Source organism: Marinovum sp. (assembly GCF_034669705.1).
GTDB lineage: Bacteria > Pseudomonadota > Alphaproteobacteria > Rhodobacterales > Rhodobacteraceae > Marinovum.
On the sequence record NZ_JAXMOR010000009.1, the window covers coordinates 26,761 to 51,783 of the forward strand.

The 25,023-nt window shown below is 66.1% G+C and carries 25 protein-coding genes; 9 read left to right on the forward strand and 16 right to left on the reverse strand.

Annotated features, from left to right (window positions below):
- Together VOI27_RS08565 and cysE are read left to right on the forward strand one after the other, a co-directional pair.
- On the forward strand, positions 1-309 hold the full coding sequence (locus tag VOI27_RS08565; RefSeq protein ID WP_323764909.1) for a hypothetical protein: 309 nt from the start codon (positions 1-3) through the stop codon (positions 307-309).
- A gap of 142 nt (positions 310-451) precedes the next feature.
- Positions 452-1,261: a serine O-acetyltransferase gene (cysE, locus tag VOI27_RS08570; RefSeq protein ID WP_323764910.1), complete on the forward strand. Its 810-nt coding sequence runs from the start codon at positions 452-454 to the stop codon at positions 1,259-1,261.
- Positions 1,262-1,397: 136 nt separating this feature from the next.
- On the opposite strand, the gene VOI27_RS08575 is transcribed toward cysE, so the two are convergent.
- The 8 genes from VOI27_RS08575 to VOI27_RS08610 all read right to left on the reverse strand — a co-directional run bounded on the left by VOI27_RS08575 (position 1,398) and on the right by VOI27_RS08610 (position 10,915).
- Positions 1,398-3,308, reverse strand: coding sequence for a beta-galactosidase (locus tag VOI27_RS08575; protein WP_323764911.1), 1,911 nt, complete (start codon positions 3,306-3,308; stop codon positions 1,398-1,400).
- On the reverse strand, positions 3,305-3,913 hold the full coding sequence (locus tag VOI27_RS08580) for a 2-dehydro-3-deoxy-6-phosphogalactonate aldolase (protein ID WP_323764912.1): 609 nt from the start codon (positions 3,911-3,913) through the stop codon (positions 3,305-3,307). Before VOI27_RS08580 ends, VOI27_RS08575 begins: the two co-directional genes overlap by 4 nt.
- Positions 3,910-4,812 (reverse strand): 2-dehydro-3-deoxygalactonokinase, encoded by a 903-nt coding sequence (locus tag VOI27_RS08585; protein WP_323764913.1) that lies wholly within the window; start codon positions 4,810-4,812, stop codon positions 3,910-3,912. The genes VOI27_RS08580 and VOI27_RS08585 overlap by 4 nt, the downstream gene beginning before the upstream one ends.
- 4 nt (positions 4,813-4,816) lie before the next feature.
- Complete coding sequence (locus VOI27_RS08590) at positions 4,817-5,653, reverse strand: SDR family oxidoreductase (protein ID WP_323764915.1); 837 nt, start codon at positions 5,651-5,653, stop codon at positions 4,817-4,819.
- Entirely contained in the window at positions 5,650-7,734 is a 2,085-nt protein-coding gene (locus VOI27_RS08595) for an alpha-galactosidase (protein WP_323764916.1), read from the reverse strand. The genes VOI27_RS08590 and VOI27_RS08595 overlap by 4 nt, the downstream gene beginning before the upstream one ends.
- Entirely contained in the window at positions 7,731-8,579 is an 849-nt protein-coding gene (locus tag VOI27_RS08600; RefSeq protein ID WP_323764917.1) for a carbohydrate ABC transporter permease, read from the reverse strand. Before VOI27_RS08600 ends, VOI27_RS08595 begins: the two co-directional genes overlap by 4 nt.
- Position 8,580: 1 nt before the next feature.
- Positions 8,581-9,507: a sugar ABC transporter permease gene (locus VOI27_RS08605; RefSeq protein WP_323764918.1), complete on the reverse strand. Its 927-nt coding sequence runs from the start codon at positions 9,505-9,507 to the stop codon at positions 8,581-8,583.
- 169 nt (positions 9,508-9,676) lie between these two features.
- Complete coding sequence (locus VOI27_RS08610; protein ID WP_323764919.1) at positions 9,677-10,915, reverse strand: ABC transporter substrate-binding protein; 1,239 nt, start codon at positions 10,913-10,915, stop codon at positions 9,677-9,679.
- A gap of 145 nt (positions 10,916-11,060) precedes the next feature.
- On the opposite strand from VOI27_RS08610, the gene VOI27_RS08615 reads away from it, so the two are divergent.
- The 3 genes from VOI27_RS08615 (at position 11,061) to glpK (ending at position 14,621) form a co-directional block, all read left to right on the forward strand.
- Positions 11,061-11,846 (forward strand): IclR family transcriptional regulator, encoded by a 786-nt coding sequence (locus VOI27_RS08615; RefSeq protein WP_323764920.1) that lies wholly within the window; start codon positions 11,061-11,063, stop codon positions 11,844-11,846.
- Positions 11,847-11,880: 34 nt separating this feature from the next.
- Positions 11,881-12,942, forward strand: a complete 1,062-nt coding sequence (locus VOI27_RS08620; RefSeq protein ID WP_323764921.1) for a sn-glycerol-3-phosphate ABC transporter ATP-binding protein UgpC — start codon at positions 11,881-11,883, stop codon at positions 12,940-12,942.
- A gap of 206 nt (positions 12,943-13,148) precedes the next feature.
- Positions 13,149-14,621, forward strand: coding sequence for a glycerol kinase GlpK (gene glpK / locus VOI27_RS08625; protein WP_323764922.1), 1,473 nt, complete (start codon positions 13,149-13,151; stop codon positions 14,619-14,621).
- A gap of 32 nt (positions 14,622-14,653) precedes the next feature.
- Here the strand turns inward: glpK and VOI27_RS08630 are convergent, their stop codons facing one another.
- The 8 genes from VOI27_RS08630 to VOI27_RS08665 form a co-directional block, all read right to left on the reverse strand.
- Positions 14,654-15,967: a pyruvate dehydrogenase complex dihydrolipoamide acetyltransferase gene (locus VOI27_RS08630; protein WP_323764923.1), complete on the reverse strand. Its 1,314-nt coding sequence runs from the start codon at positions 15,965-15,967 to the stop codon at positions 14,654-14,656.
- 81 nt (positions 15,968-16,048) lie between these two features.
- A complete protein-coding gene (locus VOI27_RS08635; RefSeq protein WP_323764924.1) occupies positions 16,049-16,309 on the reverse strand; it encodes a hypothetical protein in 261 nt (86 codons plus the stop codon).
- The gene (locus VOI27_RS08640) at positions 16,309-17,700 is read right to left on the reverse strand and encodes a pyruvate dehydrogenase complex E1 component subunit beta (protein ID WP_323764925.1); all 1,392 of its coding nucleotides are present in this window, start codon (positions 17,698-17,700) and stop codon (positions 16,309-16,311) included. Before VOI27_RS08640 ends, VOI27_RS08635 begins: the two co-directional genes overlap by 1 nt.
- Before the next feature lie 3 nt (positions 17,701-17,703).
- Positions 17,704-18,087, reverse strand: coding sequence for a hypothetical protein (locus tag VOI27_RS08645; protein ID WP_323764926.1), 384 nt, complete (start codon positions 18,085-18,087; stop codon positions 17,704-17,706).
- On the reverse strand, positions 18,087-19,085 hold the full coding sequence (pdhA, locus tag VOI27_RS08650; RefSeq protein ID WP_323764927.1) for a pyruvate dehydrogenase (acetyl-transferring) E1 component subunit alpha: 999 nt from the start codon (positions 19,083-19,085) through the stop codon (positions 18,087-18,089). Before pdhA ends, VOI27_RS08645 begins: the two co-directional genes overlap by 1 nt.
- A 101-nt stretch (positions 19,086-19,186) precedes the next feature.
- On the reverse strand, positions 19,187-19,489 hold the full coding sequence (locus tag VOI27_RS08655) for an FtsB family cell division protein (RefSeq protein WP_323764928.1): 303 nt from the start codon (positions 19,487-19,489) through the stop codon (positions 19,187-19,189).
- Positions 19,490-19,826: 337 nt separating this feature from the next.
- A complete protein-coding gene (locus VOI27_RS08660) occupies positions 19,827-20,720 on the reverse strand; it encodes a fructose bisphosphate aldolase (RefSeq protein WP_323764929.1) in 894 nt (297 codons plus the stop codon).
- A 200-nt stretch (positions 20,721-20,920) separates the two neighbouring features.
- Complete coding sequence (locus VOI27_RS08665) at positions 20,921-22,096, reverse strand: phosphoglycerate kinase (RefSeq protein WP_323764930.1); 1,176 nt, start codon at positions 22,094-22,096, stop codon at positions 20,921-20,923.
- A gap of 131 nt (positions 22,097-22,227) precedes the next feature.
- On the opposite strand from VOI27_RS08665, the gene VOI27_RS08670 reads away from it, so the two are divergent.
- From VOI27_RS08670 to VOI27_RS08685, 4 genes are all read left to right on the forward strand, one after another.
- Positions 22,228-22,734: a peptidylprolyl isomerase gene (locus tag VOI27_RS08670; RefSeq protein WP_323764931.1), complete on the forward strand. Its 507-nt coding sequence runs from the start codon at positions 22,228-22,230 to the stop codon at positions 22,732-22,734.
- On the forward strand, positions 22,727-23,281 hold the full coding sequence (locus VOI27_RS08675) for a peptidylprolyl isomerase (protein WP_323764932.1): 555 nt from the start codon (positions 22,727-22,729) through the stop codon (positions 23,279-23,281). Before VOI27_RS08670 ends, VOI27_RS08675 begins: the two co-directional genes overlap by 8 nt.
- A gap of 182 nt (positions 23,282-23,463) precedes the next feature.
- Positions 23,464-24,435, forward strand: coding sequence for a DUF3179 domain-containing protein (locus VOI27_RS08680; protein ID WP_323764933.1), 972 nt, complete (start codon positions 23,464-23,466; stop codon positions 24,433-24,435).
- Between the two features lie 124 nt (positions 24,436-24,559).
- Positions 24,560-24,997: a PACE efflux transporter gene (locus VOI27_RS08685; protein WP_323764934.1), complete on the forward strand. Its 438-nt coding sequence runs from the start codon at positions 24,560-24,562 to the stop codon at positions 24,995-24,997.
- The last annotated feature ends 26 nt before the right edge of the window (positions 24,998-25,023 follow it).

Here is a 25,023-nt window from a genome sequence, read left to right on the forward strand (position 1 = left end):
ATGCGGCCGGTTCTGCATGGCGATGTCACCGCGGCGGCGCGGGCGCTGCTGATGGTGCCGGAGAGCGCGCGCGAGGCGCTCTGCCACCGGATGATCGAGGAGGCGGATTTCGCCGACCGCTACGCCAAGCGGTTGGGGCGGCCGCACCGGCTTTGGGGCAATGGCACGCTGATGGCTGCGGCCCGCGCGCGGCCGCTGGCCGATGAACCGGCGTTGGGAGAAGCGCGCTATTGCCGCTGCCTCGAGCAGGTGTTCCGGGCCTTGCTCGACTGGCGCGCAGCACGGCAAACTGCGGCGCGGCGACGCTGATGTCTGCCGGTCTATGCCCCTGGTCGGACAGGGTTTTCGCCGATTGATCAGGTATGGAGATGGCCTCGATCACAGGTTTGCATTTGGCCTTGGCGACAGAGGTGTTATATCTAGGGACACGGACACCGGAGACGAGGATGCCATGGCCCGGACACAGACGCATATTGCACAGGTCGACCCGATCTGGGCGCGGGTTCTCGACGAGGCGGAAACCGCGGTCGCTGACGAGCCGCTGCTGGGCGGGCTGATCCACCAGAGCGTGCTGCATCATCCCTCGCTGGAACGCGCGCTGAGCTACCGGATTTCGCTGAAGCTGGCTTCTGGCGAAATGTCCGAGCAGATCCTGCGCGAGATCTGCGACGAGGCCTATGCCGGTGACCCCGGTCTGGGCAATGCCGCCCGCGCCGATATCTCGGCGGTCTATGACCGCGACCCGGCCTGCCACAGGTTCCTGCAGCCGCTGCTGTTCTTCAAGGGCTTCCAAGCGGTGCAATCCTATCGCATCGGTCACTGGCTCTGGCAGCAGGGCCGGCGCGATCTGTCGTATTTCATCCAGATGCGGGTGTCCGAGGTGTTTGGCATCGACATTCATCCGGCCGCGCGGATCGGCAAGGGGATCATGATCGACCACGCCCATTCCATCGTCATCGGCGAGACGGCGGTGGTCGGCGACAACGTCTCGATGCTGCATTCGGTGACCCTCGGCGGCACCGGCAAGGAAGAGCAGGACCGCCACCCCAAGATCGGCGATGGTGTGCTGATCGGCGCCGGTGCCAAGGTGCTTGGCAATATCCGGGTGGGCAACTGCTCGCGCATTGCCGCGGGCTCGGTGGTGCTGTCTGAGGTGCCGCCGTGCAAGACCGTGGCCGGCGTGCCGGCGCGGATCGTGGGCGAGGCAGGCTGCGCGCAACCGGCGATGTCAATGGACCAAATACTGTCGTCCGGGGCGTGAAGGCCGTCGCGGAAGTCACTGATCTCAAAAGATTATACGAGGTTAGAGGCCGGCTTTGATCTGCCGTCTGTCGGTCGTCCGGGTTGTCTTTCCGGGGCGCTTGGAGGCGCGGGAGTTTTGCCCCGTAAGTCTTTGATTACACGCGGGTTACCGAGATCGGCGGCAGGTTGATCCCCGCCACCTGTGCCGCGCTTTCGCTGTAGTTGAACCAGAAGGTCTCTGTGCCGGTGTCGCGCCGGCGCACGCCCTCCGGCATCTCGCTGACCTCCAGTCCGACTTTGTCGCAGGCCCAGCCCAGCACCCGTGCGAGGGCGGTGTCGTCGAGCCAGCTGGTGACATAGGCGAACTGTCCGCTGGCCATCAACACCGGCTCACCATCGATGGTTTCCTCGATCACGTCCGCCGAAGTCTCGACAAACTCGCGGTAGAGCGTCACCGCACCGGCCGACTTCAGCGCCACCGGCATGTCGGGCCGCAGGCTCTCGACACGCGAGACCACGGCGTCGAGCCCCGGCAGCGCCGGCGGCAGCGGAACCGGGATCTTCATGCTCTCGGTGCGCGCGCCGGTCCGCGGGCCCAGCAGCACCACCGCTTCGCTCTCAGCCAGCGCCGTCTTCATCGCCTCCGACAGGTGCATCGCCCCCGGCACGGCCACCAGCCGATAACCCGAGAGATCGCCGCCGGGCCGCAGAATATCGACCGAGAGCCCGAGCCTGCGCAGCCCGCGATACCAGTCGAATACCAGGTCGAAATAGCGCAATCCTTGGCCATGCGGCTGGATCTGCCAGGCCCAGTCGGCCTCGTAATCGAACAGCATCGCCACCGGGGCCTGCGCCGTGGCCACGTCCGGCGCGTGTCGTAGCTCCGCCGCCACCGTGCGCGCCTCATGGATCGCCGGCGCATCGACGCTGTCGGGCCGCAGCATGCCGGCGTGCATCAGTTCCTGCGCCATCGGCGCCTGCCGCCAGCGGAAATAGCAGACCGCCTCGGCGCCATGGGCAAAGGCCTCCCAGGTCCAGAGCCGCACCATGCCGGGCAGGGGCGCCGGGTTGTAGGGCGCCCAGTTCACCGGGCCGGGCTGCTGTTCCATCACCCAGAGGCGGCCGCGGCCCACCGCACGGTAGAGGTCGTGGTGGAAGGCCTGAAAATCCGGATCGCCCTGCCGCGCATAGGTGCGGCGATGGGCGTCGGTGGCGGTCACCCGATCCTCGAGAAACCCCAGCGGATAGCTGTCCCAGGCCGCGATCTCGAGATCGTTGCCCAGCGTGTAGTGATCGAAATCGGTAATCTTTCCCATGTAGTTATGGGAGATCGGCGCCTCGGAGTGCCGGCGGATGATGTCGACCTGCAGCCGGTTGAAACTCACCACCTCGTCCGAGGCGAAGCGGCGGAAATCCAGCACATGCGAAGGGTTCGGCTCGGTCACCGTCAGGTTGGGCAGGTCGATCTGCTCGAAACTGTCGTACTCCATCGACCAGAAGACATTGCCCCAGGCGCGGTTCAGCGCGTCGATGTCACCGTCGTTGCCTTGGCCCGGGTAACGCGCGCGCAGCCAGCGGCGAAAGCTCTGACGCGCGGTCTCGGAATAGGACAGCACGGTGTCATGGCAGGCGTATTCATTGTCGGTCTGCCACGCGGCGACATGCGGGTTGCGCCCGTAGCGCTCGGCCAGCTTGCCGACGATCACCGCACAGTCGTCGCGGTAGCCCTGATGCGAAAAGCAGTAGTGCCGCCGCGAGCCGAACTTGCGCGGCCGACCCTCGGCATCGACGGCCAGCATGTCGGGGTGACGGTCGACCATCCAGCGCGGCGGCGTCGCCGTCGGCGTGCCCAGCACCACCTTGAGACCGGCGGCGCCCAGCACCGCGATGGCGTCATCGAGCCAGCCGAAGTCATACTGCCCCGGCTGGGGCTCGAGCCGCGACCAGGCAAACTCGCCGATCCGGACCCAGGTCAGCCCGGCCTCTGCCATCCGCCGCGCGTCCTCTGGCCAGATGTCGCGCGGCCAGTGTTCGGGGTAATAACAGGTGCCGAGCGTCCGCTTCATGCAGGCCGGCCTGCGTCATAGGCGGCGACGATCGCGCGGGCCTTTTCGCCCACCTCGGCCGCGCTCATGCCGGGCTTGTAGAGCGCCGAGCCGATGCCGAAACCGGTCACGCCCGCGTCGAACCACTCACCGAAGTTCTCGGGGCCCGCGCCGCCGACCGCATAGGTTTTCGTCCCCTTGGGCAGCACCGCCGAGATCGCGGCGAGGCCCTTGGCGCCGACCAGAAAGCCGGGGAAGAACTTCAGACCATCGGCGCCATGGCGCAGCGCGGTGAAGCACTCGCTGGGCGTGGCGACGCCGGGGAATGACTGCATGTTCAACGCTTTGGCGCGGTCGATGACCTCGGGGTTGCAATCGGGCGAGACCACCAGCGTGCCGCCGACGGCCTGCAACTCATCGACCTGTTCCGGCGTCAGAACGGTGCCGGCGCCGATGGTGGCGCGGCCCTTCAGGCCCTCGGCGAGGATGCCGATCGACTTGAAAGGGTCTGGCGAGTTCAGCGGCACCTCGATCCGGTCGATGCCGGCGGCGACCAGCGTCTCGCCGATCTCGAGAACCTCGCCGGGGGTGACCCCGCGCAGAATGGCAATGATTTCGCGGCTCATGTGTTGCTCTCCTCATGGGCGGCCTTCAGGCCTGCCAGAACGATATCGGCGCCGTCGGTTTCGCGGACCGAGGCGCCCTGCGGCGTCAATGCCGCGGTGTACAATGCGTTGAGTTTCGGCGCGCCGATCAGCACGATCTCGCGGCCGAGCCAATAGTCCTTTGCTCCGGCGATCTCGAGCCCCATCAGCAGCCCCGACAGACGCGCCCGCGAGGTGGCGGCATCGGTGCCGTCGAGCAGCGATCCGGCGCGCAGCGAGAACAGCCGGGCGGTGAATTTCTGCGGGGTGCCCATTGCGTCGCTGACCGCCGCGTCAAAGGCCGCTTGGTCCCAGCCGTCGCCGGAGACCGAGTGCCGCAGCACCGACTGGCCCGACAGCAGGGCAAACATCTCGCCGGTCATAAAGGTGCGGAAGCTGACGATCTCTCGCGCCGAGATATGCACCCACTTGGTATGGGTGCCAGGCAGGCAGAGCACGCCGTCGAAGTCCGGGTTCTGCGCCAGAAAGCCGGCGATCTGGGTCTCCTCGCCGCGCATCACGTCGGGCGGGCTGGCCTGAGAGACGCCGGGCAGGATGCGCACCGCGAGCCGCGGGTCGCGCACCTCGGGCGTCACCGCCTGCGCCACGCCGGGCGCGGTGCAGGGCGTGGTGATATAGGGCGCCTCGTGCCAGCCCTGCCGCGCGCCCACCATGCCGCAGGCGATCACCGGCACGCTGCCCTCGGCCGGCAGGTGGTCGCCCACCAGCCGCAGCAGCTCGGGCTCGAAGCCTTCGCGCGTGAGCGCGCCCATGCCCTTGTCAGAGGTGACCATCCCGATCACCCCGTGCTTGCCCATCAGCCAGGCCCTCAGGTTCGACGTGCCCCAGTCGACCGCGATCCATTCTGCAATTTCAGTCATTCAATCAGCCTGTTACAACAACTCCGCCATCCACGACCATGGCCTGGCCGGTCATCATCCGGCTGGTCTCGGACGCCAGGAACAGCACCGCATCGACGATGTCCCGGGGCGCCAGATGATCCTTGAGGCACTGCCGCGAAAGATGTTCGGCCAGCGCCTCCGGCGTGGCCCACATGTCGAGCTGTTTTTCGGTCAGAACCCAGCCGGGGGCAAGGGCGTTTACCCGGATTTTATCCGGTCCAAGCTCGCGTGCGAGCGAGCGGGTCATGCCGTTGATGCCGGAATTGGCCGTGGTGTAGCCGACAAAGCCGGCGTTGCCCATCATGTAGCTGATCGAGGAGAAGTTGATGATCGCGCCGCCACCGGCATCCCGCATCCCCGCGATCACCGCCTGGCAGGCAAAGAAATAGGCCTTGAGGTTGATCGCCTGGCACCGGTCCCAGTAGGCCTCGGTGACCTCTTCCACCGCGTGGCGCTGGTCATTTGCGGCGTTGTTGACCAGCGCGGTGATCGCGCCATGCGCCTCGGCGGCCTCGGAGATGCAGGCCTTCAGCCGGTCGATATCGGTGATGTCGCAGGGCAGATAGAGCGGCCGGCGACCGTGTTTTGCCGCCATCTCGTCGCAAAACCCGCCAGCATCCGAGCGCTGGACAAAGGCCACCTGCGCGCCCTGCGCCATGAAGCCGTCCGTGATCTCGGCACCGATGCCGGCCCCGCCGCCGGTGATGAACACGCTCTTGCCGTCGAGGTCATGAAAGGTTGCGGTGCGGGGTACTGCTCCGGGGTCGGCGGCCTTGTCCGAAGTGCCATCCCCGGCGCAATTTCGGCGGTCAACACTCATACCAAACTTCCTTTCAAGACCCACATGGTTTCCGGAAAGCTCCAGGGCAGGGTCAGCCCGTGGCTCATCAGGTAGGCACCGGACAGCACCAACTCTCGGGTCTTGATCGCCTGATCGCCGCGCGACAGCGCCGGTGCATCGCCGCGATTGAGCAGCTCGATCCGATAGGAGCGATCCGGCGACAGCCGGGTCAGCCGCAGCGGGCGCGGCGCGATCTGGTCCGAGGTGGCGGCCTTGCCGGCAAAGACCACGAACTGGCTGCCGCCCTGTTCCAGTTGCTGCTCGGCGATCACCGCCGGGTCGGAACTGTCGAGCCGCAGGATATCGGCGCCGGCCAGCCAGTGGCGGTTGTCCTTCCACCAGCCGGTGACCTCGGCCAGCACCTGCGCCTCGTCTTCGGTGAGCTCGCGCGGGTCCATCTCGAAGCCCATGTGCCGCTGCGCCGCCACCCAGGCCCGAAAGCGGATGTCGAGGGTGCGGCCCGAGGTGTGGCAGGTCCGCGGGCCGACATGGCTGCCGGTCACCACCATCGGCAGGAACAGCGCCGCGTTGTGCTGCATCTTCAGCCGCTCGACCGCATCGTTGCTGTCGGACAGCCAGACCCGGTGGGTGCGCTGCAGGATGCCGAAATCGATCCGCCCGCCGCCGGAGGCGCAGCTCTCGATCTCGACCCCGGGAAAGGCCGCGCGCAGCCGGTCGATCAGCGCGTAGGAGCCGCGGGTCTGCGCCGCATCGGGCATCGGCAGCACGCGGTTGTGGTCCCATTTGATGTAGTCGATGTCATTGTCGGCCAGCACCCGGCCGATGCGCTCGAAGAGGAAGTCGCGCACCTCGGGCAGCGCCATGTTGAGCGCCATCTGCTGGCGGCCGAGGATCTGGTCTGCGCCACCAAGCGCCCAGTCGGGGTGAGCGCGAAAGACGTTCGAGTTCTCGTTGATCATCTCCGGTTCGAACCAGATGCCGAAGGACATGCCGAGCCCGTGCACGTGGTCGATCAGCGGCGTCAGCCCTTCGGGGTACTTGCGCGGATCGACCTGCCAGTCCGACAGCGAGCGGGTGTCATCGTCGCGGTCGCCAAACCAGCCGTCATCAAGCACGAAACGCTCGGCCCCGAGCGCGGCCGCGCGCGCGGCGATCTCCTTCAGCTCGGGCAGGTTGTGATCGAAATAGACCGCTTCCCAGCAATTGTAATGCACCGGCCGCGGGCGGTCGGGATCGGGGAAGCTGACGATCCGGTCGCGCAGGTGGCGCTGGAACGCCACTGCGCAGCCATTGAGCCCGTCGTCAGAAAACATCGCATAGAGCGATGCGGTGGCGAAGGTGGTGGCCGGGGCGGTCTCGATCCGGGAGGCATGGCCGAACTGTACCTGTCGGCGACCGTCCGGCAGCTCTTCGGCGATCATCCGATGGCCGCCGGACCAGCCGTAGTGGAAGCCATAGGCATGGCCTGAGGCATTGGTCGCGCCCCGGCAGGGCACGATGAGGCCGGGGAAATGTTCGTGCCCGGTGCGGCCGGTGCGGTTCTCGCGGTAGCGGATGCCGGCGGACCAGGCGGTGCGGTTCATCTGGAACTCGCCACACCAGCGGCCGGCGAAATCGATCATCTCGTCGCTGGCCTGCGGCGCGGGAAAGACCGGCGCGGAAAGCCAGTGCAGGTGCATCGGCTCTGTGGCCTCAATCTCGGCGCGGGCCTCGATCACATGGGTCTGCGGATCGATGGTGAAGTCGGCGCGATAGGTCAGCACGCCAGATTGATCGCGGAAGGTGAGGGTCAGGCGGTTCTCGGCCGCTTCGGCGCTGTCGAAGCAGAACTTCGGCAGGAACGGCTGGCCCGATCCATCGCGGATCACCAGCCCGGGCTGGCCGGGAAAGCTGCGGGTCGCTTCCGGGCAGAGCGACAGTTCGGGGTTGGTGTCAAGCATGCCACCGGTGACGTCGATGGCATGGGCGTGCGCGAGGGTGTCGAGGTCTTCGCCGTCGGGCAGGCGCGGCCCCCAATAGACCACCTCGGCGAGGTGGTCCTTTTGAGAGGCGAGCACCAGCGTCTGACGACTGTCGTCCAAACGCCAGCTCTGGATCATTTCACGGCTCCGAGGGTCAGACCGGCGATGAAGTGACGCTGCATCAGGAAGAACATCAGCACCGGTGGCAGGGCGGCGACGATCGAGCCGGCCGAGACAAGGTGCCAGGCGGCGACCCACTGGCCGTTGAGCGAGTAGAGCCCGGCGGTGATCGGCTGGTTGTCGGCGCCCTGGGTCAGCACGGTGGCCCAGAAGTAATCATTCCAGATGAAAGTGAAGATCAGCACCGAGAGCGCCGCCAGCGCCGGTTTCATCAGCGGCATGACCACGTACCAGAAGATGCGGATCTCCGAGATGCCCTCGACACGCGCCGCCTCGATCAGCTCGTAGGGCAAGGCCTTGATGAAGTTGCGCATGAAGAGCGTGCAAAACCCGGCCTGAAAGGCGATGTGGAACAGCGCCAGCCCGTACCAGGTGTTGTACATGCCGAGATCGAGCGTCAGGTCGCGCACCGGCACCATCAGGATCTGGAACGGCACGAAGTTGCCGGCGACGAACATGAAGAAGATCAGCAGGTTGCCCTTGAACTTGTAGACCGCCAAGGCAAAGCCGGTGAGGCAGGAGATGCCGACCGCGCCGATCACCGTCGGGATCGTCACCTTGAAGGAGTTCAGGATGTACTTTCCGATCGGCGTCTGCTCGAAGATCGCGGTGTAGTTCTCGATCAGGTTGAAGCTGGTGGGCCAGCCCCAGTAGTTGCCGGCGGTGATGTCGCCGGCCGAGCGCACCGAGGTCAGCGCCACGGCGATCAGCGGCAGCAACCAGACGATCAGTGCGATCGGCAGGGCTATGCGATAGAGGGCCCGGGTGCCGGCGGAGGTCTTTTCGATCGGGGTCGGAAACATCTCAGAGACCTCTCTCGTCGCGGTACATTTTGTAAAGAAAACCGGTGATATAGACCATCATGATGAGGAACAGCACCACGGCGATGGCCGCGCCATAACCCATGCGGAAGCCGTATTCGCTGAACGCCTGTTCATACATGTAGAAGGCCAGCACCCGTGAGCTGCCCCAGGGGCCGCCGTCGGTCATGATCGAGATCAGGTCGAAGCTGCGCAGCGCGCCGATCACGGTCACCACGATGGCGATGAAGGTGGCCGGGCGCAGCTGTGGCAGGATCACGTACCAGAGCATCTTGACCCCCTTGGCATTGTCGAGACGCGCGGCCTCGATCTGCTCGGGATCGACGGCGTTCAACCCGGTGAGATAGAGGATCATGCAATAGGCGGTCTGCGGCCAGAGCCCGGCGGCAATGATGCCGTAGGTGACGTAATCCTCGTTCGCCAGCACCGCAATCGGCTCGATCCCGAACCACCCCAGCGCGATGTTCATCAGCCCGTAGGTGGGATCGTAGAACCAGGCAAAGACCAGGCCGACCACCACCTGGGAGATCACGAAGGGAAAGAAGAACAGCGACTTGTAGATCCGGATGCCGCGCACCGTCTGGTTGAGAAACAGCGCCACCATCAGCCCGCCGGGGATTGCCAGCATGTAGAGCACCAGCCAGATCACGTTGTTCTTCAGCGAGGTATAGAAGGCCTCATCGTCCATCAGCTCGACATAGTTGTCGGTGCCGACCCAGGTTGCCTCGCCCAGGCCGTCCCAGTCGTAAAACGAGATGTTCACCGACTGGAAGATCGGGATGACCACATACATCGCGAACATGAAGATCCCCGGCGCCAGGAACAGCCAGGGCGCCAGGCGCTGCTGGTTCTGCTTCCACCAGGTCTTCTTGGCGGGCGGATGGGTGTCGGGAAGGGCAGGGGCGGTCATGGCAAGTCCTCGGGACAGGGATGCGCCGTCCCGGGCTTGACCCGGGACCTCGTGTTTCGGTTGCGCGGCGGCGGGCAGGGGAAAGGGCCCGGATCAGGCCTAGGGCGCGCGAGTCCGCGGGGGAGGCCCCGGACCAGGTCCGGGGCGCCCGGTCACCGGGCGACGGCCGTCACTTGTAGACCCGTGCGCGGACCTTCTCGAGCCGCTCGAGGATCTGCTCCATGCGCTCGGGCTTGACCATGAATTCCTGGAAGCCCTCCATGCCCGCCTTGGCCATCTCGGCCGGGTAGTCGCGGTCAAAGAACTGCGCGATGCCGCCGTCGGTCTTGCTCAGCATCTCGTAGCCGGCCTGCAGGAACTTATCGTCGCCGACTTCAGAGTTCTTGTTGATCGGCAGCTGTCCGAGGGTCTTGTTGATCTCGGTCTGCACCTCGGCGCGGGCCAGATAGGCGAGGAATTTCTTCGCGTCCTCCTTGTTCTTGGCGTTGGCCGGGATGTGGATGGTGTCGGTCGGTGCCTCTTCGGCCATCGCCACGTCTGGGTTGATCTGGGGGAACTGGAAGAAGCCCAACTGGTCATCGGTGAGCCCGGCGTCGCGCAGCGGCGCCACCGCGAAGTTGCCCATCACATACATCGCCGCATCGCCCTGAACCATCGGTGCCAGCGCCTCCTGCCAGGAATAGGCGGCGTGGTTTTCGAGGAAGAAGCCGGCGTCGATCAGCTCTTTCCAGTTGTTCATCGTGGCGACGACGCGCTCGTCGGTCCAGGGCACCTCGCCCTTGCCGAGCGCCATGTGGAAGTCATAGCCGTTGGTGCGCAGGTTGAGGTAGTCAAAGACCCCGCCGGCGGTCCAGAGGTACTTGGTGCCGATGGTGATCGGGGTGATGCCGGCCTCGGTCAGCGTGGCCCCTGCGGCCTTGAACGCGTCCCAGGTGGTGGGCACGTCGATGCCGTGCTCATCGAAGATGTCCTTCCGGTAGTACACGCCCCATTGGTAATAGGTATAGGGCACGCCCCAGATCTTGCCATCGATGGTCATCGAGCCGACCGAGGAGGCCAGCGAGTCCTTCAGGCCGTTCTCTTCCCAGACATCATCCACCGGCTCGAACAGCCCGGCGTTGACATAGGGCAGCATCCGGTTGCCGGCGTACCAGTTGGCAAGATCGGGCGCATCGGCGGTCAGGAAGTTGCGGATCGAGGTCTTGTAGCCCTCGTGGTCGAACAGGTTCCAGGTGACCGTGACATCCGGATGCTCGGCCTCGAACCCCTTGATCAGCGCCTCGAAGGCGGCCTTGGGCGCCGGATCGGACGTGTCGGTATTGATCACCAGTTCGCCGGCCAGTGCCGCCGAAGACAACATGGTAGACGTGGCCAAGGCCGCCGCCAGTTTCAACGATTTGTAGAGCATCTCTCTCCCTTTCTCCTCCACCGTGCAAGCTAGTCCCAAATAATGGAACAAAAGTTTTGCATGTTGATATACTGACGCCCGGATGCTACAAAAGTCAAGAATTTCCTCCCCGGGTTTTCCGGGCGTCGGGACAGCAGGCACGCGGATGAACAAGCACGTGACATCGGATGGAACCGTCGGCAAAGCCCTGGAATTGCTCGATATGGTCGTGGCGTTCGGCCGCTCGGTGCGGTTCTCCGAGGTGCTGGAGGTCAGCCCGTTCCCCAAGGCCACGACCCACCGACTGCTGCAGACCCTGACCAACCAGGGTATGCTGGCGTTTGACGAGGATCGCCATGTCTATGTGCCCGGCATGCGGCTGGTGCGGATGTCGCGCCATGCCTGGACCCAGTCGTCACTGGCACCATTGGCCCAGCCCTTCGTGGCGGCGCTGGCGGCGGATGTGAGCGAGACGATCCACCTGGCGCAGATGGAGCGGGGGCGGGTGATCTTTGTCGAGAAGACCACGCCGAAGACCGGCTTCAAGACCATGGCCACCCCCGGCCGCCGCTCGCCCGCGCATTGCACCGGGGTGGGCAAGGTGATGCTGGCCTTCATGGATGCGGCCCGCCGCACCGAGGCGCTGGACGGCCAGAGCTGGGAGGGGTTCACCCCCAACACCCACCGCAGCAGCGACACGCTGCTGCCGGAGCTCGAGCAGATCCGTGCCGAGGGCGTGGCTTTTGACCGCGAAGAACACGAACAGGGCATCATCTCGATTGCCGCGCCGATCCTAGGCGGCTCGAGCCGGGTGATCGGCGCCCTGTCCGTGGTGACATCGACCTTTCGCATGTCACTGAAGGATATCGAGAAATTCCGGCCCGCCTTGCAGCGGACGGCGGCGCAGATCGGTGGAGAGGCGGCCGGCTGGCCGTATCCGATCGCGCAATGAAGAGCAGCCAGCATCCCGAGGGAGAGGAAAGAGAATGTCAGGTGTCGCACTCCACAGCGCCGTGAAACGCTATGGCAAGGTCGAGGTCATCCACGGTGTCGACCTTCAGATCGAGCATGGCGAGTTCTGCGTCTTTGTCGGCCCCTCGGGCTGCGGCAAGTCGACTCTGCTGCGGATGATCGCCGGGCTCGAGGAGACCTCCGACGGCCATATCTCGATCGGCGGCCGCGACGTGACCCGCGCCGACCCGGCCGAGCGTGGCGTGGCGATGGTGTTCCAGACCTATGCGCTCTACCCGCATATGACGGTCGAGGAGAACATGGGATTTGGCCTCAAGATGAACGGCCACCCGAAGGAGGAGATCAGGACCAAGGTCGCCGAGGCCAGCCGCATCCTCAAGCTCGACGACTACCTCGCGCGCAAGCCCAAGGCGCTGTCTGGCGGCCAGCGCCAGCGCGTCGCCATCGGCCGCGCCATCGTGCGCGGGCCGGAGGTGTTCCTGTTCGACGAGCCGCTCAGCAATCTGGATGCCGAATTGCGCGTCGACATGCGGGTCGAGATCGCCCGGCTGCACAAGGAAATCGGCGCGACGATGATCTATGTCACCCACGACCAGGTCGAGGCGATGACGCTGGCCGACAAGATCGTGGTGCTGCGCGCCGGCCATATCGAACAGGTCGGCAGCCCGATGGAGCTTTACCAGGACCCCGACAACCGCTTTGTGGCGGGCTTCATCGGCTCGCCCAGCATGAACTTCCTTGCGGCGCGGGTGACCGGGCAGGGGGTGGTGGTGCCCGGGCTCGACAACATGGCGGTGCCGGCGACGGTGGCGCTGCCGGCCGAGGGCAGCGAGGTGATCCTCGGCATCCGCCCGCAGCACCTGAGTGTGCGCGAGGCCGAGAGCCCGGTGCGGATCGACATCCGCGAGCGGCTGGGCGGGGTGGCCTATGACTACCTGATCTCGGCCAGCGGCGAACGCATCATCGTCGAGACCCGCGGCGACGAGGCGATCCCCGAGGGCACCGGCATGGCGGTCAACTTCGATCCTGAAAACGCGATGTACTTCGATGCCGCGACCGAGGTGCGCCTGCGCTGACCGGCGCGCCGGTCCGGGTGGAAAAACGGCGCGCTCGGCAACGGGCGCGCAGAATTGCGCTGGCCTGACGCGCGCGAATGTGCTGAAACCGAACGGGGGCGCAAAAGGTGATGGCTGATTTCTGGCCATTCGAACAGAACCGCGGGCGCCGAGACCGAAAAACGAACGCTGGGCACGTGAAAACGCGCCGAAAGGGAGGCAGACGAATGACCCATATCCTTGCCATCGATCAGGGCACCACCTCGACCCGCGCCATGGTGTTTGATGGCGCGCTGGAGATCGTGGCCTCGGCGCAGGAGGAATTCACCCAGCACTTCCCGAACAGCGGCTGGGTCGAACATGATCCGAAGGACCTGTGGGAGACCACGCTCACCACCTGCCGCAAGGCGATCGAAGCCGCTGGCGAGATTGCCGCCATCGGCATCACCAACCAGCGCGAGACCACCTTGGTCTGGGACCGCGAGACCGGCGCGCCGGTCTACAACGCCATCGTCTGGCAGGACCGGCGCACCTCGGAGATGTGCAAGGCGCTCAAGGAGGACGGGGTCGAGGAGATGGTGACGGCGCGCACCGGCCTGTTGCTCGATCCTTATTTCTCGGCCACCAAGCTGGCCTGGATCCTCGACAATGTCGACGGCGCGCGGGCGCGCGCCGAGGCGGGCGAGCTGCTTTTCGGCACCGTCGACAGCTGGCTGGTCTGGAACCTGACCGAAGGCCGCGCGCATGTCACCGATGCCACCAATGCCGCCCGCACCATGCTCTATGACATCCACAAGGGCCGCTGGTCACAGACCATCTGCGACAGGCTGAACATCCCGCGTGCGATGCTGCCGGAGGTCAAGGATTGCGCCGCCGATTTCGGCGAGACCACGCTTCTGGGCGGCACCATCCCGATCCTCGGCATCGCCGGCGACCAGCAGGCGGCGACGGTCGGGCAGGCCTGTTTCCAGCCCGGGATGATGAAATCCACCTACGGCACCGGCTGTTTCGCGCTCCTGAACACCGGTGACACGCCGGTGCGGTCAAACAACCGCCTGCTGACCACCATCGCCTATCAGCTCGACGGCACGCCGACCTATGCGCTCGAAGGCTCGATCTTCATCGCCGGCGCGGTGCTGCAATGGCTGCGCGACGGGCTCAGGCTGATCGGCGCGGCCAGCGAGACGCAGGCGCTGGCGGAAGCGGCCGACGACGGCCAGCAGCTGATCCTCGTGCCGGCCTTTACCGGGCTGGGCGCGCCCTATTGGAACGCCGATTGCCGCGGCGCGATCTTTGGTCTTACCCGCGGCTCCGGCCCGGCGGAACTTGCCCGCGCGGCGCTGGAAAGCGTCGGGTTCCAGACCCGTGACCTGCTCGAGGCGATGTGCGCCGACTGGGACGGCGCCGGCGACACCGCGCTGCGCGTCGATGGCGGGATGAGCGCCTCGACCTTCGCCATGCAGTTCCTCGCCGACATCAGCGGCGCGCCGGTGGAGCGGCCCAAGGTGCTGGAGACCACCGCCATGGGCGCGGCCTGGCTGGCCGGCCACAAGGCCGGGATCCTGCCGGAGATGGCGGAATTTGCGCAAAGCTGGGAATGCGACGCGCGGTTCGATCCGGCGATGTCGGAGGACACCCGCAACGCGCGCTACGCGGGCTGGCGCAAGGCGATCAAAGCCACCATCGACGCCACCGGCTGAACACCTGAGGTCTGCGGTCAGGCCCTTGGCGCTCAGGCGAGCAGCGCCAGGGGGGCCTCCAGACCGTCCTTGATCGCCGCCAGAAGCTGTGCACCGAGCGCGCCGTCGATCACCCTGTGATCGACCGAGAGGGTGACCGACATCACCGTTGCCACGCCGAGCGTGCCGTCCTCCTGCACCACCGGTCTGTTCACCCCGGCGCCGACCGCGAGGATGGCGCCATGTGGCGGGTTGATCACCGCGTCGAAATTCTCGATCCCGAACATGCCGAGGTTGGAGATCGCAAAGCTGCCGCCCTGATACTCCTGCGGGCTGAGCTTGCGGTCGCGGGCGCGGGCGGCGAGGTCTTTCATTTCAGCCGAGAGGGCCGAGACCGATTTCTGATGCGCGTCGCGCAGCACCGGAGTGAAGAGCCCGCCTTCGATGGCCACGGCCACCGCCACGTCCGAGGGCGTCAGCCGCAGGATGCGGTCGCCGGCCCAGACGGCGTTGGCATCGGGCACCTGCTGCAGGGCGGCGGCGCAGGCCTTGATGATGAAATCATTGACCGAGAGCTTGATCTCTCGCGCCGCCAGCTGACGGTTGAGATCGGCGCGCAGCGACAGGAGCGCGTCGAGCCGGATGTCACGGCGCAGGTAGAAATGCGGGATCTGCTGCTTGGCCTCGGTGAGGCGCGCGGCGATGGTCTTGCGCATGCCGTCAAGCGGCACCTCCTGGTAAGCGCGGTCGGCATAGAGCGCGGCGACCTGGCCGGCACTGGCCGAAGGCGGCGCGGATTTCGCCGTCTCGGCCGGGGCCTCCTCCGCCCTTGCGGGCGTCTTCGGCGCGCTTGCCGCCTCGACATCCGCCTTGACGATGCGGCCGCGCGGGCCCGTGCCCTTGATTTGCGAGAGGTCGAGCCCCTTGTCCTCGGCGATGCGGCGGGCCAGCGGTGAGGCGAAGAGGCGTTTTCCGTCGCTGGAGGTGGCGAGGGGAGGCTCTGGCTCAGGGGCCCGGGCGGGGTCTTTCGCCGCGGCGGTTTCAACCTCGTCGGACGCGCCGGCGGCAGTGGCCTCGCCGCCATTCGCAGCGGGGGCGGCTTCGGTGAGATCCTCGGCGGATTCGCCCTCCTCGAGCAGCAGGGCGATCGGGGTGTTGACCTTGACCGCGGCGCTGCCAGCCTCGACCAGAAGCTTGCCGATCACGCCCTCGTCGACCGCCTCGAATTCCATCGTCGCCTTGTCGGTCTCGATCTCGGCCAGCAGGTCACCGGAGGAAACACTGTCGCCTTCCTTGACCAGCCATTTCGCCAGCGTGCCTTCTTCCATCGTCGGGCTGAGGGCGGGCATCAGGATCTCGGTGGGCATGGTGTCGTCTCCGGACAGGGCACTGGGGGCGCTTGTGGCGGCGGGGGAAGCGAGGGGCCAGCCCCTCGCGCTCCCCGGAGTTTACGGGCAAGATGAAGGGAGCAGGGTGATGGTGTCAAAGGGTGGTTTGGCGCTCTGGCCGCGGGCGAGGCGGGTGATGGCGGTTTCGATCTTGTCCTTGTGGCCGGCCATCCAGACATAGGCCTCCTGATGGCTGGGCCGTCCGCCGGGGCGCAGATCGGCGGCCAGCCGCTCGGGCACCAGGGCGGTGACCTCGCGGCCGTCGACCACATGGGTGACCCGGTAGCACTCGGTCTCGATATCGCGGCCGTGGACCTGCATCAGCGGTAGGTGACCTTCTTCACCGCGGCGATGACCTCTTTGGTCGAGGTCAGGGCGTGTTTCTCGAGGTTGGCGGCATAGGGCATCGGCACGTCCTTGCCGGTGCAGTTGATCACCGGGGCGTCGAGCCAGTCGAAGGCCTGTTCCATCAGCAGTGCGGTGATCTGGTTGCCGATCGAGCTGCGCGGGAAGCCTTCCTCGACGGTGACGCAGCGGTTGGTCTTGCGCACGCTCTCGAGGATCGCTTCGGTGTCCATCGGGCGCAGGGTGCGCAGGTCGATGACCTCGGCCTCGATGCCCTCCTCGGCCAGCTTTTCGGCCGCTTCCAGCGCGTAGGTCATGCCGATCCCGAAGCTCACGAGGGTGACGTCCGAGCCTTCCCGCCAGGTGCGGGCCTTGCCGAAGGGCAGGGTGAAATCCTCCATCACCGGCACCTCGAAGCTCTTGCCATAGAGGATCTCGTTTTCGAGGAAGATCACCGGGTTGGGGTCGCGGATGGCGGATTTCAGCAGGCCCTTGGCGTCGCTGGCAGAATAGGGCATCGCCACCTTGAGCCCGGGGATATGGCTGAACCAGGCGGCGAAATCCTGACTGTGCTGGGCGGCGACCCGGGCGGCGGCGCCGTTGGGGCCGCGGAACACCATCGGCGCGCCCATCTGGCCGCCGGACATGTAGAGCGTCTTGGCCGCCGAGTTGACGATCTGGTCCATCGCCTGCAGGGCGAAGTTGAAGGTCATGAACTCGACGATCGGTCGCAGCCCGCCAAAGGCCGCACCCACCGCGAGGCCGGTGAAGCCGTGTTCGGTGATCGGCGTGTCGATCACGCGTTTGGGGCCGAATTCGTCGAGCAGGCCCTGGGAGATCTTGTAGGCGCCCTGGTATTCGCCGACCTCCTCGCCCATCAGGAAGACATCGCCGTCGGCGCGCATTTCCTCGGCCATGGCGTCGCGCAGGGCCTCGCGGACGGTCTGCTGCCGGACCTCGGTGCCGTCCGGCCAGTCGGGCTCCGCAGGGGGGCGCGTCTGTTCCGGGCTTGATCCGGGGGCGGCCTTTTCGGTGTCTTCCTCAGGCTCGGCGTCGCGGGGCTTGGCGGGAGGCCCCGGCTCGGGGGCCGGGGCGGGCTTGGTGTCTATGTCCGCGGGGCTTTCGCCCTCTTCGACCAGCACCGCGATGGGGGTGTTGACCTTGACGCCCGCTGTGCCCTCGGTGACGAGGATCCGGCCCAGGGTGCCGTCGTCGACCGCCTCGAATTCCATCGTCGCCTTGTCGGTCTCGATCTCGGCGATCACGTCGCCGGAGCTGACGCTGTCGCCTTCCTTGACCAGCCATTTCGCCAGCGTGCCCTCTTCCATCGTCGGTGAGAGGGCGGGCATGAGGATCTCGATCGGCATGGGTCAGGCCCCCGCGTCAGAGGGGGCGAGGAAACCCACGATATTGCCCTGGCCGTCCTCGACATAGGCCGCGCGGCCGATGCCGGGGTAGTCGGTGGGCGGCAAGGCCTCGGCACCGCCATTGTCCAGCGCCCAGGCGTAGCGGTCGTCGCAATCGGCGACCTCGAAGGTCAGGGTGCAGCCGCGCACCGGGGCGCCAGCGGCGGGGGCGTCGCCCATGCGTCTCATCAGCCCGCCGGTCAGTGGCGGCTCGATGCCGGGACCGGAGACGAGAAAATACTCTTCGTCCTCGAAGCCGGGCATGGGATCAAAGGACCAGCCGAAAAGGCCGGAATAGAAGCGTTGTGCCGCCGCGGTGTCGGTGGCGTGGATCTCGAAATGTGGCATCAGCGGGCCTCCGCATAGATATCGGTCCAAAGCTCCTCGAGCGCGGGCTCGGGGCTCTCGCGCGCGAAGTCGGCGGCCTTGCTGACCACCTGCTTGATCTCCTTGTCGATCGCCTTGAGGTCTTCCTCGCTGGCGTGCTTGCCCTCGAGCAGCAGGGCGCGGACATGTTCGATCGGGTCGCGCTCCTCGCGCATCTTCTGCACCTCTTCGCGGGTGCGGTATTTTGCCGGGTCCGACATCGAATGGCCGCGGTAGCGGTAGGTCTTGACCTCGAGGATATAGGGGCCCTTGCCGGCGCGGCAGTGGCCCACCGCCTTGTCGCCCGCCGCCTTGACCGCCAGCACATCCATGCCGTCGACCACCTCGCCGGGGATGCCGAAGGCCTCGCCGCGGGTGTGCAGATCAGGCGTCGAGGTCGAGCGCTGCTGGGCGGTGCCCATGGCGTACTGGTTGTTCTCGATCACGAAGATCACCGGCAGATCCCAGAGCGCGGCCATGTTGAAGGTCTCGTAGACCTGGCCCTGGTTGGCGGCGCCATCGCCGAAATAGGTAAAGGTGACGCGGCCGTTCTCCTTGTAGCGGTCGGCAAAGGCGAGGCCGGCGCCGATCGGCACCTGCGCGCCGACGATGCCGTGGCCGCCGTAGAAATGCTTCTCCTTCGAGAACATGTGCATCGAGCCGCCCTTGCCCTTGGAATAACCGCCCTCGCGGCCGGTGAGCTCGGCCATCACGCCGCCGGGGTCCATGCCGCAGGCCAGCATGTGGCCGTGGTCGCGGTAGGAGGTGACGCGCTTGTCGCCCTCTTCCGCCGCCGCCTCGAGGCCCACGACAACCGCTTCCTGACCGATGTAGAGGTGACAGAAACCGCCGATCAGCCCCATGCCGTAAAGCTGGCCGGCCTTTTCCTCGAACCGACGGATCAGCAGCATGTCGCGGTAGTACTGCGTCAGCTCGTCCTTGGAGACATTGGGTTTTTTCGCAGCTCTGCGCGCGGCCATGGCGGCGCCCTCCCGGTGGCGAATTGTTTAGTGTTAAACTAAGCCTAGCCCAGACGGGCACCGGGTGGAAAGGGGGCTTTGACGCTGCGTCTGCGAAGCGGTCAGCGGATGACGATCTCGTCCGAGCGGATCAGCCCGAGCACTTCGCGCGCCTGCTGGTCGAGCAGGTCGAGGTCGAGATAGGCGTCGGAGAGCCGGCGGGTGAGGTTCTCCATCTCGGCCAGGTCGGCGCGCAGCGCGTCGCGCTCGGCCTCGAGCCTGGCGGCATTGTCGAGGATTTCCGCCCGCCGGAACAAGCCATAGTCGCCCTGCACGGCGGCAAAGGTGAAATAGGCCCCCAGGGTGAACGCGATGGCGAACACGCTTAACGGGACGATGTTCCGGCGGGTCGGATTGCTGCTCATGGTCTGCCTCGAATGCATCTCTGACGGATGCTGTAGAGGCAGTATGGCACAGGTGATTCGGGAAGGGAATCCCCTGAGTCGGAGGTTTGCAGAATTTCTCTGTCATTGCCGCCGGGCCGTGCCGGGATGAATGTTAGGGAGCGCTAGCCAGCCGCCGGACCGCACAAAAATTGACAGTCAGATCAAGGGTCTGTAGGCTCTGCGGGGTCATTCGGACCCTCGGGAGATCCGGCCGTCGAAGGTTGCGGATCGATCCGCTTCAGATGTCGTTGATGCAACAGACCAACCGAAAAAGGGCGGCCTTTTCAGACCGCCCTCCCATCTCGGACCGAGCGCCTCAGCCCGCCTTCGACGCCTCGTAGATCGAGGAGATCGCGTCACCCAGCATGGCGTCGAATTCCTCGTCGCTCTGCTGCGCCGAGAGACCTTCGGTCAGCCCGCGCGAGAAACTGGCGATCAGCCCTTCGTTGCGGGCCAGCAGGTCGTTGGCCTCGGCGCGGGAATAGCCGCCCGAGAGCGCCACGACGCGCATCACCTTGGGGTGGTCGATCAGCGGCTTGTAAAAATTGGCCTCCGACGGCAGCGACAGTTTCAGCATCACCTGCTCACCCTCTGGCAGGGCGTCGAGGTGCTTGACGATCTCGTCGCGCAGGATCGCCTCGGCCTCTGCCTTGTCGGCGATGGTGATGGTCACCTCCGGCTCGAGGATCGGCATCAGCCCGGCGGCCTTGATCTGCCGGCCGACCTCGAACTGCTGCGAGACGATGGCGTTGATGCCGGCCTTGTTGGCGGCGTCGATCACCGAGCGCATCTTGGTGCCGTAGACCCCCTTGCCGACCGCGCGGGCGCAGAGCGCGTCGAGATCGGGGATCGCCTTCATCAGCTTGACGCCGTCGGTCGGCTCGCAGAGCCCCTTGTCGACCTTGAGGAAGGGCACGACGCCGCATTCCTTCCAGAGGTATTCGGCGGTGGGCGTGCCGTCGATCTCGCCATCCATGGTGCGCTCGAACAGGATCGCGCCGATCACCTTGTCGCCCGAGAACGCCGGCGACTTGATGATCCGGGCGCGCATCTCGTGGATCAACCCGTACATCTCCTCGTCGCCGGAATAGGCGTCTTCCTCGATGCCGTAGAGACGCAGTGCCTTGGGGGTCGAGCCGCCCGACTGGTCGAGTGCTGCGATAAAGCCGTCTTTGTTGGCCATCTGCTTGGCCATAGCGTCATTGCTCATGGAAATGTCCGTCCCGAAAGTTGATCCCCGGGGCCTGAAGGCCCCACGCCCCGCAGTGGTAAGCGAGGGGAGGGACGCTTGCAATGTGCGCCGCAGTGTGATGGCGCTAACATTCTAGTATGGTGTCAATAGGGCGGGTGTGTTGTGGGGGGTGGACGACCCGGGGCTGCGCCCGGGTCCTCCTCTGTCGTGCCGCAGGCTCAGCCGAGCGCGGCGACGCCGGGCAGGGTCTTGCCTTCCATCCATTCGAGGAAGGCGCCGCCGGCGGTGGAGATATAGGAGAAATCCTCCGCCGCCCCGGCCTTGTTGAGCGCCGCTACCGTGTCGCCGCCGCCGGCCACCGAGATCAGCTTGCCGGCCTTCGACAGCGCGGCCGCCTGTTGCGCGGCGGCATTGGTGGCGCGGTCGAAGGGTTCGATTTCGAAGGCGCCCATCGGGCCGTTCCAGATCAGCGTCTTGGCGGTTTCCAGCACCGCCGCCACCTGTTTCACCGTCTCGGGTCCGGCGTCGAGGATCATCGCGTCGGCGGGGCAGGCGTCGGCGGCCACGGTCTCGTTCTCGGCACCGGCCTTGAACTCGCGGGCCACCACAACATCGACCGGCAGCAGGATCTTGCAGCCGGCGGCCTCGGCCTTGGCCATGATCTCGCGGGCGGTGTCGGTCATGTCATGCTCGGCCAGCGATTTGCCGACGTCGATGCCTTGGGCGGCGAGGAAGGTATTGGCCATGCCGCCGCCGATCACCAGATGATCGACCTTGCTGACGAGGTTGCCCAAGAGGTCAAGCTTGCTCGAGACCTTGGCACCGCCGACCACGGCGACCACCGGGCGCTCGGGCTTGCCCAGGGCTTTCTCCAGCGCCGAGAGCTCGGCCTCCATCAGCCGGCCGGCGCAGGACGGCAAGAGCCGCGCGACGCCCTCGGTCGAGGCATGGGCGCGGTGGGCGGCCGAGAAGGCATCGTTGCAATAGACGTCGCCCAGCGAGGCGAGAAACTGCGCCATCTTGGGATCGTTCTTCTCCTCCATCTCGGAAAAGCGGGTGTTTTCCACCAGCACCACCGAACCGGCATCGAGGCTGTCGAGCGCATCCCGCGAGGGGCGTTCGATGAAGATCACGTTGCGGCCCAGCGCGCTTTCCAGCGCCGGAACCACCTGGCGCAGGCTCATCTCCGGCACGTGCTTGCCCTTGGGCCGGCCGAAATGCGCCAGCATCACCGGGGTGCCGCCCTTGGCGAGGATATCCCGGATGGTCGGCACGATGCGCTGAATGCGGGTGTCATCGGTCACTTTGCCGTTATCCATCGGCACGTTGATGTCGACACGGGTCAGCACCAGCTTGCCGTCGAGGTCCATGTCGTCGAGAGTTTTCCAGCCCATCTTGGCAGTCCTTCCCTAGGGTTCAGGTTGCGCCTTGTTTGGCCGCTAACGCCCGGCGGGTCAATCGCGTGCTTGCCGAGGGGGCCATGGCAAATTAGGTATCGTGCCAATTGCATGCAGAGGAGGCCCCCATGGCCGAGATCAAGGACCCCGAAAACACCATCCTGGTAGAGCTCAAGAACGGCACCGTGACCATCGAGCTTCTGCCTGACGTGGCCCCCAAACATGCCGAGCGCATGAAGGAACTGGCGCGCGAAGGCCAGTATGACAACGTCGCCTTTCACCGGGTGATCGATGGTTTCATGGCGCAGACCGGCGACGTGCAGCACGGCGACATGGAAGACGGGTTCAACATCCGCATGGCCGGCACCGGCAGCTCTGACAAGCCCGACCTGCCGGCCGAGTTCTCCAAGCTGCCGCATGACCGTGGCACCCTCGGCGCGGCGCGCTCGCAGAACCCGAACTCCGCCAATTCGCAGTTCTTCATCAACTTCAAGGACAACCATTTTCTCAATGGCCAGTACACCGTCTACGGCCGGGTCATCGCCGGCATGGAACATGTCGATGCCATCACCCGCGGCGAGCCGCCTGCGGAGCCGGACCGGATGATCTCGGTCAAGGTGGCCGCCGATGCGTAAGCTGGCGCTCGCCTTCACGCTCATGGCCGGTCCGGCGCTGGCCACCGGTCTCGAGATCGAGATCGAGGGCGCGGCCAATGGTACCGTGGTCATCGACCTGTTCGAGGACGTGGCACCGCAGCACGTGGCGCAGATCACCGAGCTGGCCGAGAGCGGTGCCTATGACGGAGTGGTCTTTCACCGGGTGATCGACGGCTTCATGGCGCAGACCGGCGACGTGCAGTTCGGCAACATGCAGGGCGAGGGGTTCTCGCTGCAGATGGCCGGTCGCGGCGGATCGGACCTGGCGGACCTGCCGGCGGAGTTCTCCGACCGGGCGTTCGAGCGCGGCGTTGTGGGCATGGCCCGCTCGCAGAGCCCGAACAGCGCCAACTCGCAGTTCTTCATCATGTTCGAACCGGGATATTTCCTCAACGGGCAGTACACCGTGGTCGGCGAAGTGACCGAGGGCATGGATGTGGTCGACGCGATCAAGCGCGGCGCCGGACCCAATGGCGCGGTGACCGGCGAGGCCGACGTGATGAAGACGGTGAGCGTCACCGAGTGATGCGTCGCCCCGGTGCGACCGCGCGCCCCGGACCTGATCCAAGGCCTCCCGGTTGCGGAGGGCGAGGTCCCGGACCTGGGTCCGGGACGCGAAACTGGTGACGCACGGGCGATCAAACCCGCGTGCGGGGGGCTAGGCAACAGCCCCCCGCGCGGCGCATCCTGAGGCAAAGGGGATGCACCATGACTGTCAGGACGATGTTACTCGCCGCCGCCTGCGCGGCTTTCGCCACTCTGGCCACGGCAGATCCGCGGGCCTGGCGGGGCGAATGGCCAAAGACCGATTTCAGCAAGACCACCGTTCAAGACTGGTCCGAGATCCTCTCGGGGGGGCCGCCCAAGGACGGCATTCCCGCGCTCGACGACCCGGGCTTCATCCCGGTGGCGCGCGAGACCCGGATCGGCGCCCGCGAGCCGGTGATCACCGTCGAGATCAAGGGCGCCCGGCCGCGGGCCTATCCGATCCGCTACCTGACCTGGCACGAGATCGTCAATGACACCGTGGGCGGCGTGCCGATCGCCGTCACCTTCTGCCCCTTGTGCAATTCCGGCATCACCTTCGACCGCCGCAGCCGCCACGGGGTGCTGAGCTTCGGCGTCTCGGGCAAGCTGCGCAATTCGGACATGGTGATGTATGACCGGCAGACCGAGAGCTGGTGGCAGCAGGCGATGGGCGAGGCGATCGTCGGCCGGCTGACCGGCACCACGCTCAACACCCTGCCGACCTGGATGGAGAGCTGGGCGCAGTACAAGGCGCGCAACCCCGACGGGCTGGTGATGGCCGAGCCGGCATGGAACCGCGACTACGGCCGCAACCCCTATCGCAACTACGACACCTCGAAACGCCCCTTCCTCTACAGTGGCGAGATGCCGCCGCACGGGGTGCCGCCGCTGATGCGGGTGGTGCGGGTCGGCGACCAGGCCTGGCCGCTGTCACGTTTCGAAAACCGCGCCGAGATCACCGAAGCCGGGGTGACGCTGAGCTGGACCGAGGGGCAGGCCTCGGCGCTGGATGCCGGCACGATCAACCAGGGCCGCGAGGTCGGCAGCATCCGGGTGCGCAATGCCGCCGGGCGTGATCTGGCGCATGACGTGATGTTCGCCTTTGCCTTTCATGCCTTCTGGCCCCAAGGGCGCTGGATGATGGGCCGCTAGCCGCGCGCGGTCCGGGCCCGCCGGCTTGAAATCCGGGCGCGGGGCTGGCATATCCACAGCCGGAGGACGACCTCCCCATACTGGACCACGGCCGGGACGACCCGGCAGCCTCGATGAGGATGCCATGCGCTCTCCGCTCGACCGTCTGCGCCACGCGCTCAGCTTTGAAATCATCGCCCTGATCATCGTCGTGCCCCTCGGGGCGCTGATCTTCGGCTTTCCGATGCAGGATATCGGCGTGGTCGGCGTCGTCAGCGCGACGCTCGCGACCCTGTGGAACCTGGTCTACAACTACGGCTTCGACCTGATCCTGAAGCGCCGTTCCGGCACCACGCAAAAGACCCCGCGCCAGCGTGTGCTGCATGCGGTGCTGTTCGAGGCCGGGCTCCTGCTGGTGCTCTTGCCGTTCATCGCCTGGTATCTCGGGATCTCGCTCTGGACCGCCTTCGTGATGGACATCTCGTTTGCCGGCTTCTACCTGGTCTATGCGCTGGCGTTCAACTGGCTCTACGACTGGCTGTTTCCGCTGCCGGAATGGTCAACGCAGCCGGCGGCGGAGTGACCGGCCGGGCAGGGGCCCGGCCTCAA

Coding starts and splice junctions, on each gene's coding strand:
- VOI27_RS08635 (WP_323764924.1), bottom strand. CDS start 16,309: ATGCAGGTCCACGGCCGCGATATCGAGACCGAGTGCTACCGGGTCACC.
- VOI27_RS08645 (WP_323764926.1), bottom strand. CDS start 18,087: ATGCCACATTTCGAGATCCACGCCACCGACACCGCGGCGGCACAACGC.
- VOI27_RS08610 (WP_323764919.1), bottom strand. CDS start 10,915: ATGCTCTACAAATCGTTGAAACTGGCGGCGGCCTTGGCCACGTCTACC.
- VOI27_RS08655 (WP_323764928.1), bottom strand. CDS start 19,489: ATGAGCAGCAATCCGACCCGCCGGAACATCGTCCCGTTAAGCGTGTTC.
- VOI27_RS08665 (WP_323764930.1), bottom strand. CDS start 22,096: ATGGGCTGGAAAACTCTCGACGACATGGACCTCGACGGCAAGCTGGTG.
- VOI27_RS08600 (WP_323764917.1), bottom strand. CDS start 8,579: ATGTTTCCGACCCCGATCGAAAAGACCTCCGCCGGCACCCGGGCCCTC.
- VOI27_RS08595 (WP_323764916.1), bottom strand. CDS start 7,734: ATGATCCAGAGCTGGCGTTTGGACGACAGTCGTCAGACGCTGGTGCTC.
- VOI27_RS08590 (WP_323764915.1), bottom strand. CDS start 5,653: ATGAGTGTTGACCGCCGAAATTGCGCCGGGGATGGCACTTCGGACAAG.
- VOI27_RS08685 (WP_323764934.1), top strand. CDS start 24,560: ATGCGCTCTCCGCTCGACCGTCTGCGCCACGCGCTCAGCTTTGAAATC.
- VOI27_RS08670 (WP_323764931.1), top strand. CDS start 22,228: ATGGCCGAGATCAAGGACCCCGAAAACACCATCCTGGTAGAGCTCAAG.
- VOI27_RS08680 (WP_323764933.1), top strand. CDS start 23,464: ATGACTGTCAGGACGATGTTACTCGCCGCCGCCTGCGCGGCTTTCGCC.
- VOI27_RS08640 (WP_323764925.1), bottom strand. CDS start 17,700: ATGCCGATCGAGATCCTCATGCCCGCCCTCTCACCGACGATGGAAGAG.
- pdhA (WP_323764927.1), bottom strand. CDS start 19,085: ATGGCCGCGCGCAGAGCTGCGAAAAAACCCAATGTCTCCAAGGACGAG.
- VOI27_RS08565 (WP_323764909.1), top strand. CDS start 1: ATGCGGCCGGTTCTGCATGGCGATGTCACCGCGGCGGCGCGGGCGCTG.
- VOI27_RS08615 (WP_323764920.1), top strand. CDS start 11,061: ATGAACAAGCACGTGACATCGGATGGAACCGTCGGCAAAGCCCTGGAA.
- VOI27_RS08630 (WP_323764923.1), bottom strand. CDS start 15,967: ATGCCCACCGAGATCCTGATGCCCGCCCTCAGCCCGACGATGGAAGAA.
- VOI27_RS08580 (WP_323764912.1), bottom strand. CDS start 3,913: ATGAGCCGCGAAATCATTGCCATTCTGCGCGGGGTCACCCCCGGCGAG.
- glpK (WP_323764922.1), top strand. CDS start 13,149: ATGACCCATATCCTTGCCATCGATCAGGGCACCACCTCGACCCGCGCC.
- cysE (WP_323764910.1), top strand. CDS start 452: ATGGCCCGGACACAGACGCATATTGCACAGGTCGACCCGATCTGGGCG.
- VOI27_RS08585 (WP_323764913.1), bottom strand. CDS start 4,812: ATGACTGAAATTGCAGAATGGATCGCGGTCGACTGGGGCACGTCGAAC.
- VOI27_RS08575 (WP_323764911.1), bottom strand. CDS start 3,308: ATGAAGCGGACGCTCGGCACCTGTTATTACCCCGAACACTGGCCGCGC.
- VOI27_RS08620 (WP_323764921.1), top strand. CDS start 11,881: ATGTCAGGTGTCGCACTCCACAGCGCCGTGAAACGCTATGGCAAGGTC.
- VOI27_RS08675 (WP_323764932.1), top strand. CDS start 22,727: ATGCGTAAGCTGGCGCTCGCCTTCACGCTCATGGCCGGTCCGGCGCTG.
- VOI27_RS08605 (WP_323764918.1), bottom strand. CDS start 9,507: ATGACCGCCCCTGCCCTTCCCGACACCCATCCGCCCGCCAAGAAGACC.
- VOI27_RS08660 (WP_323764929.1), bottom strand. CDS start 20,720: ATGAGCAATGACGCTATGGCCAAGCAGATGGCCAACAAAGACGGCTTT.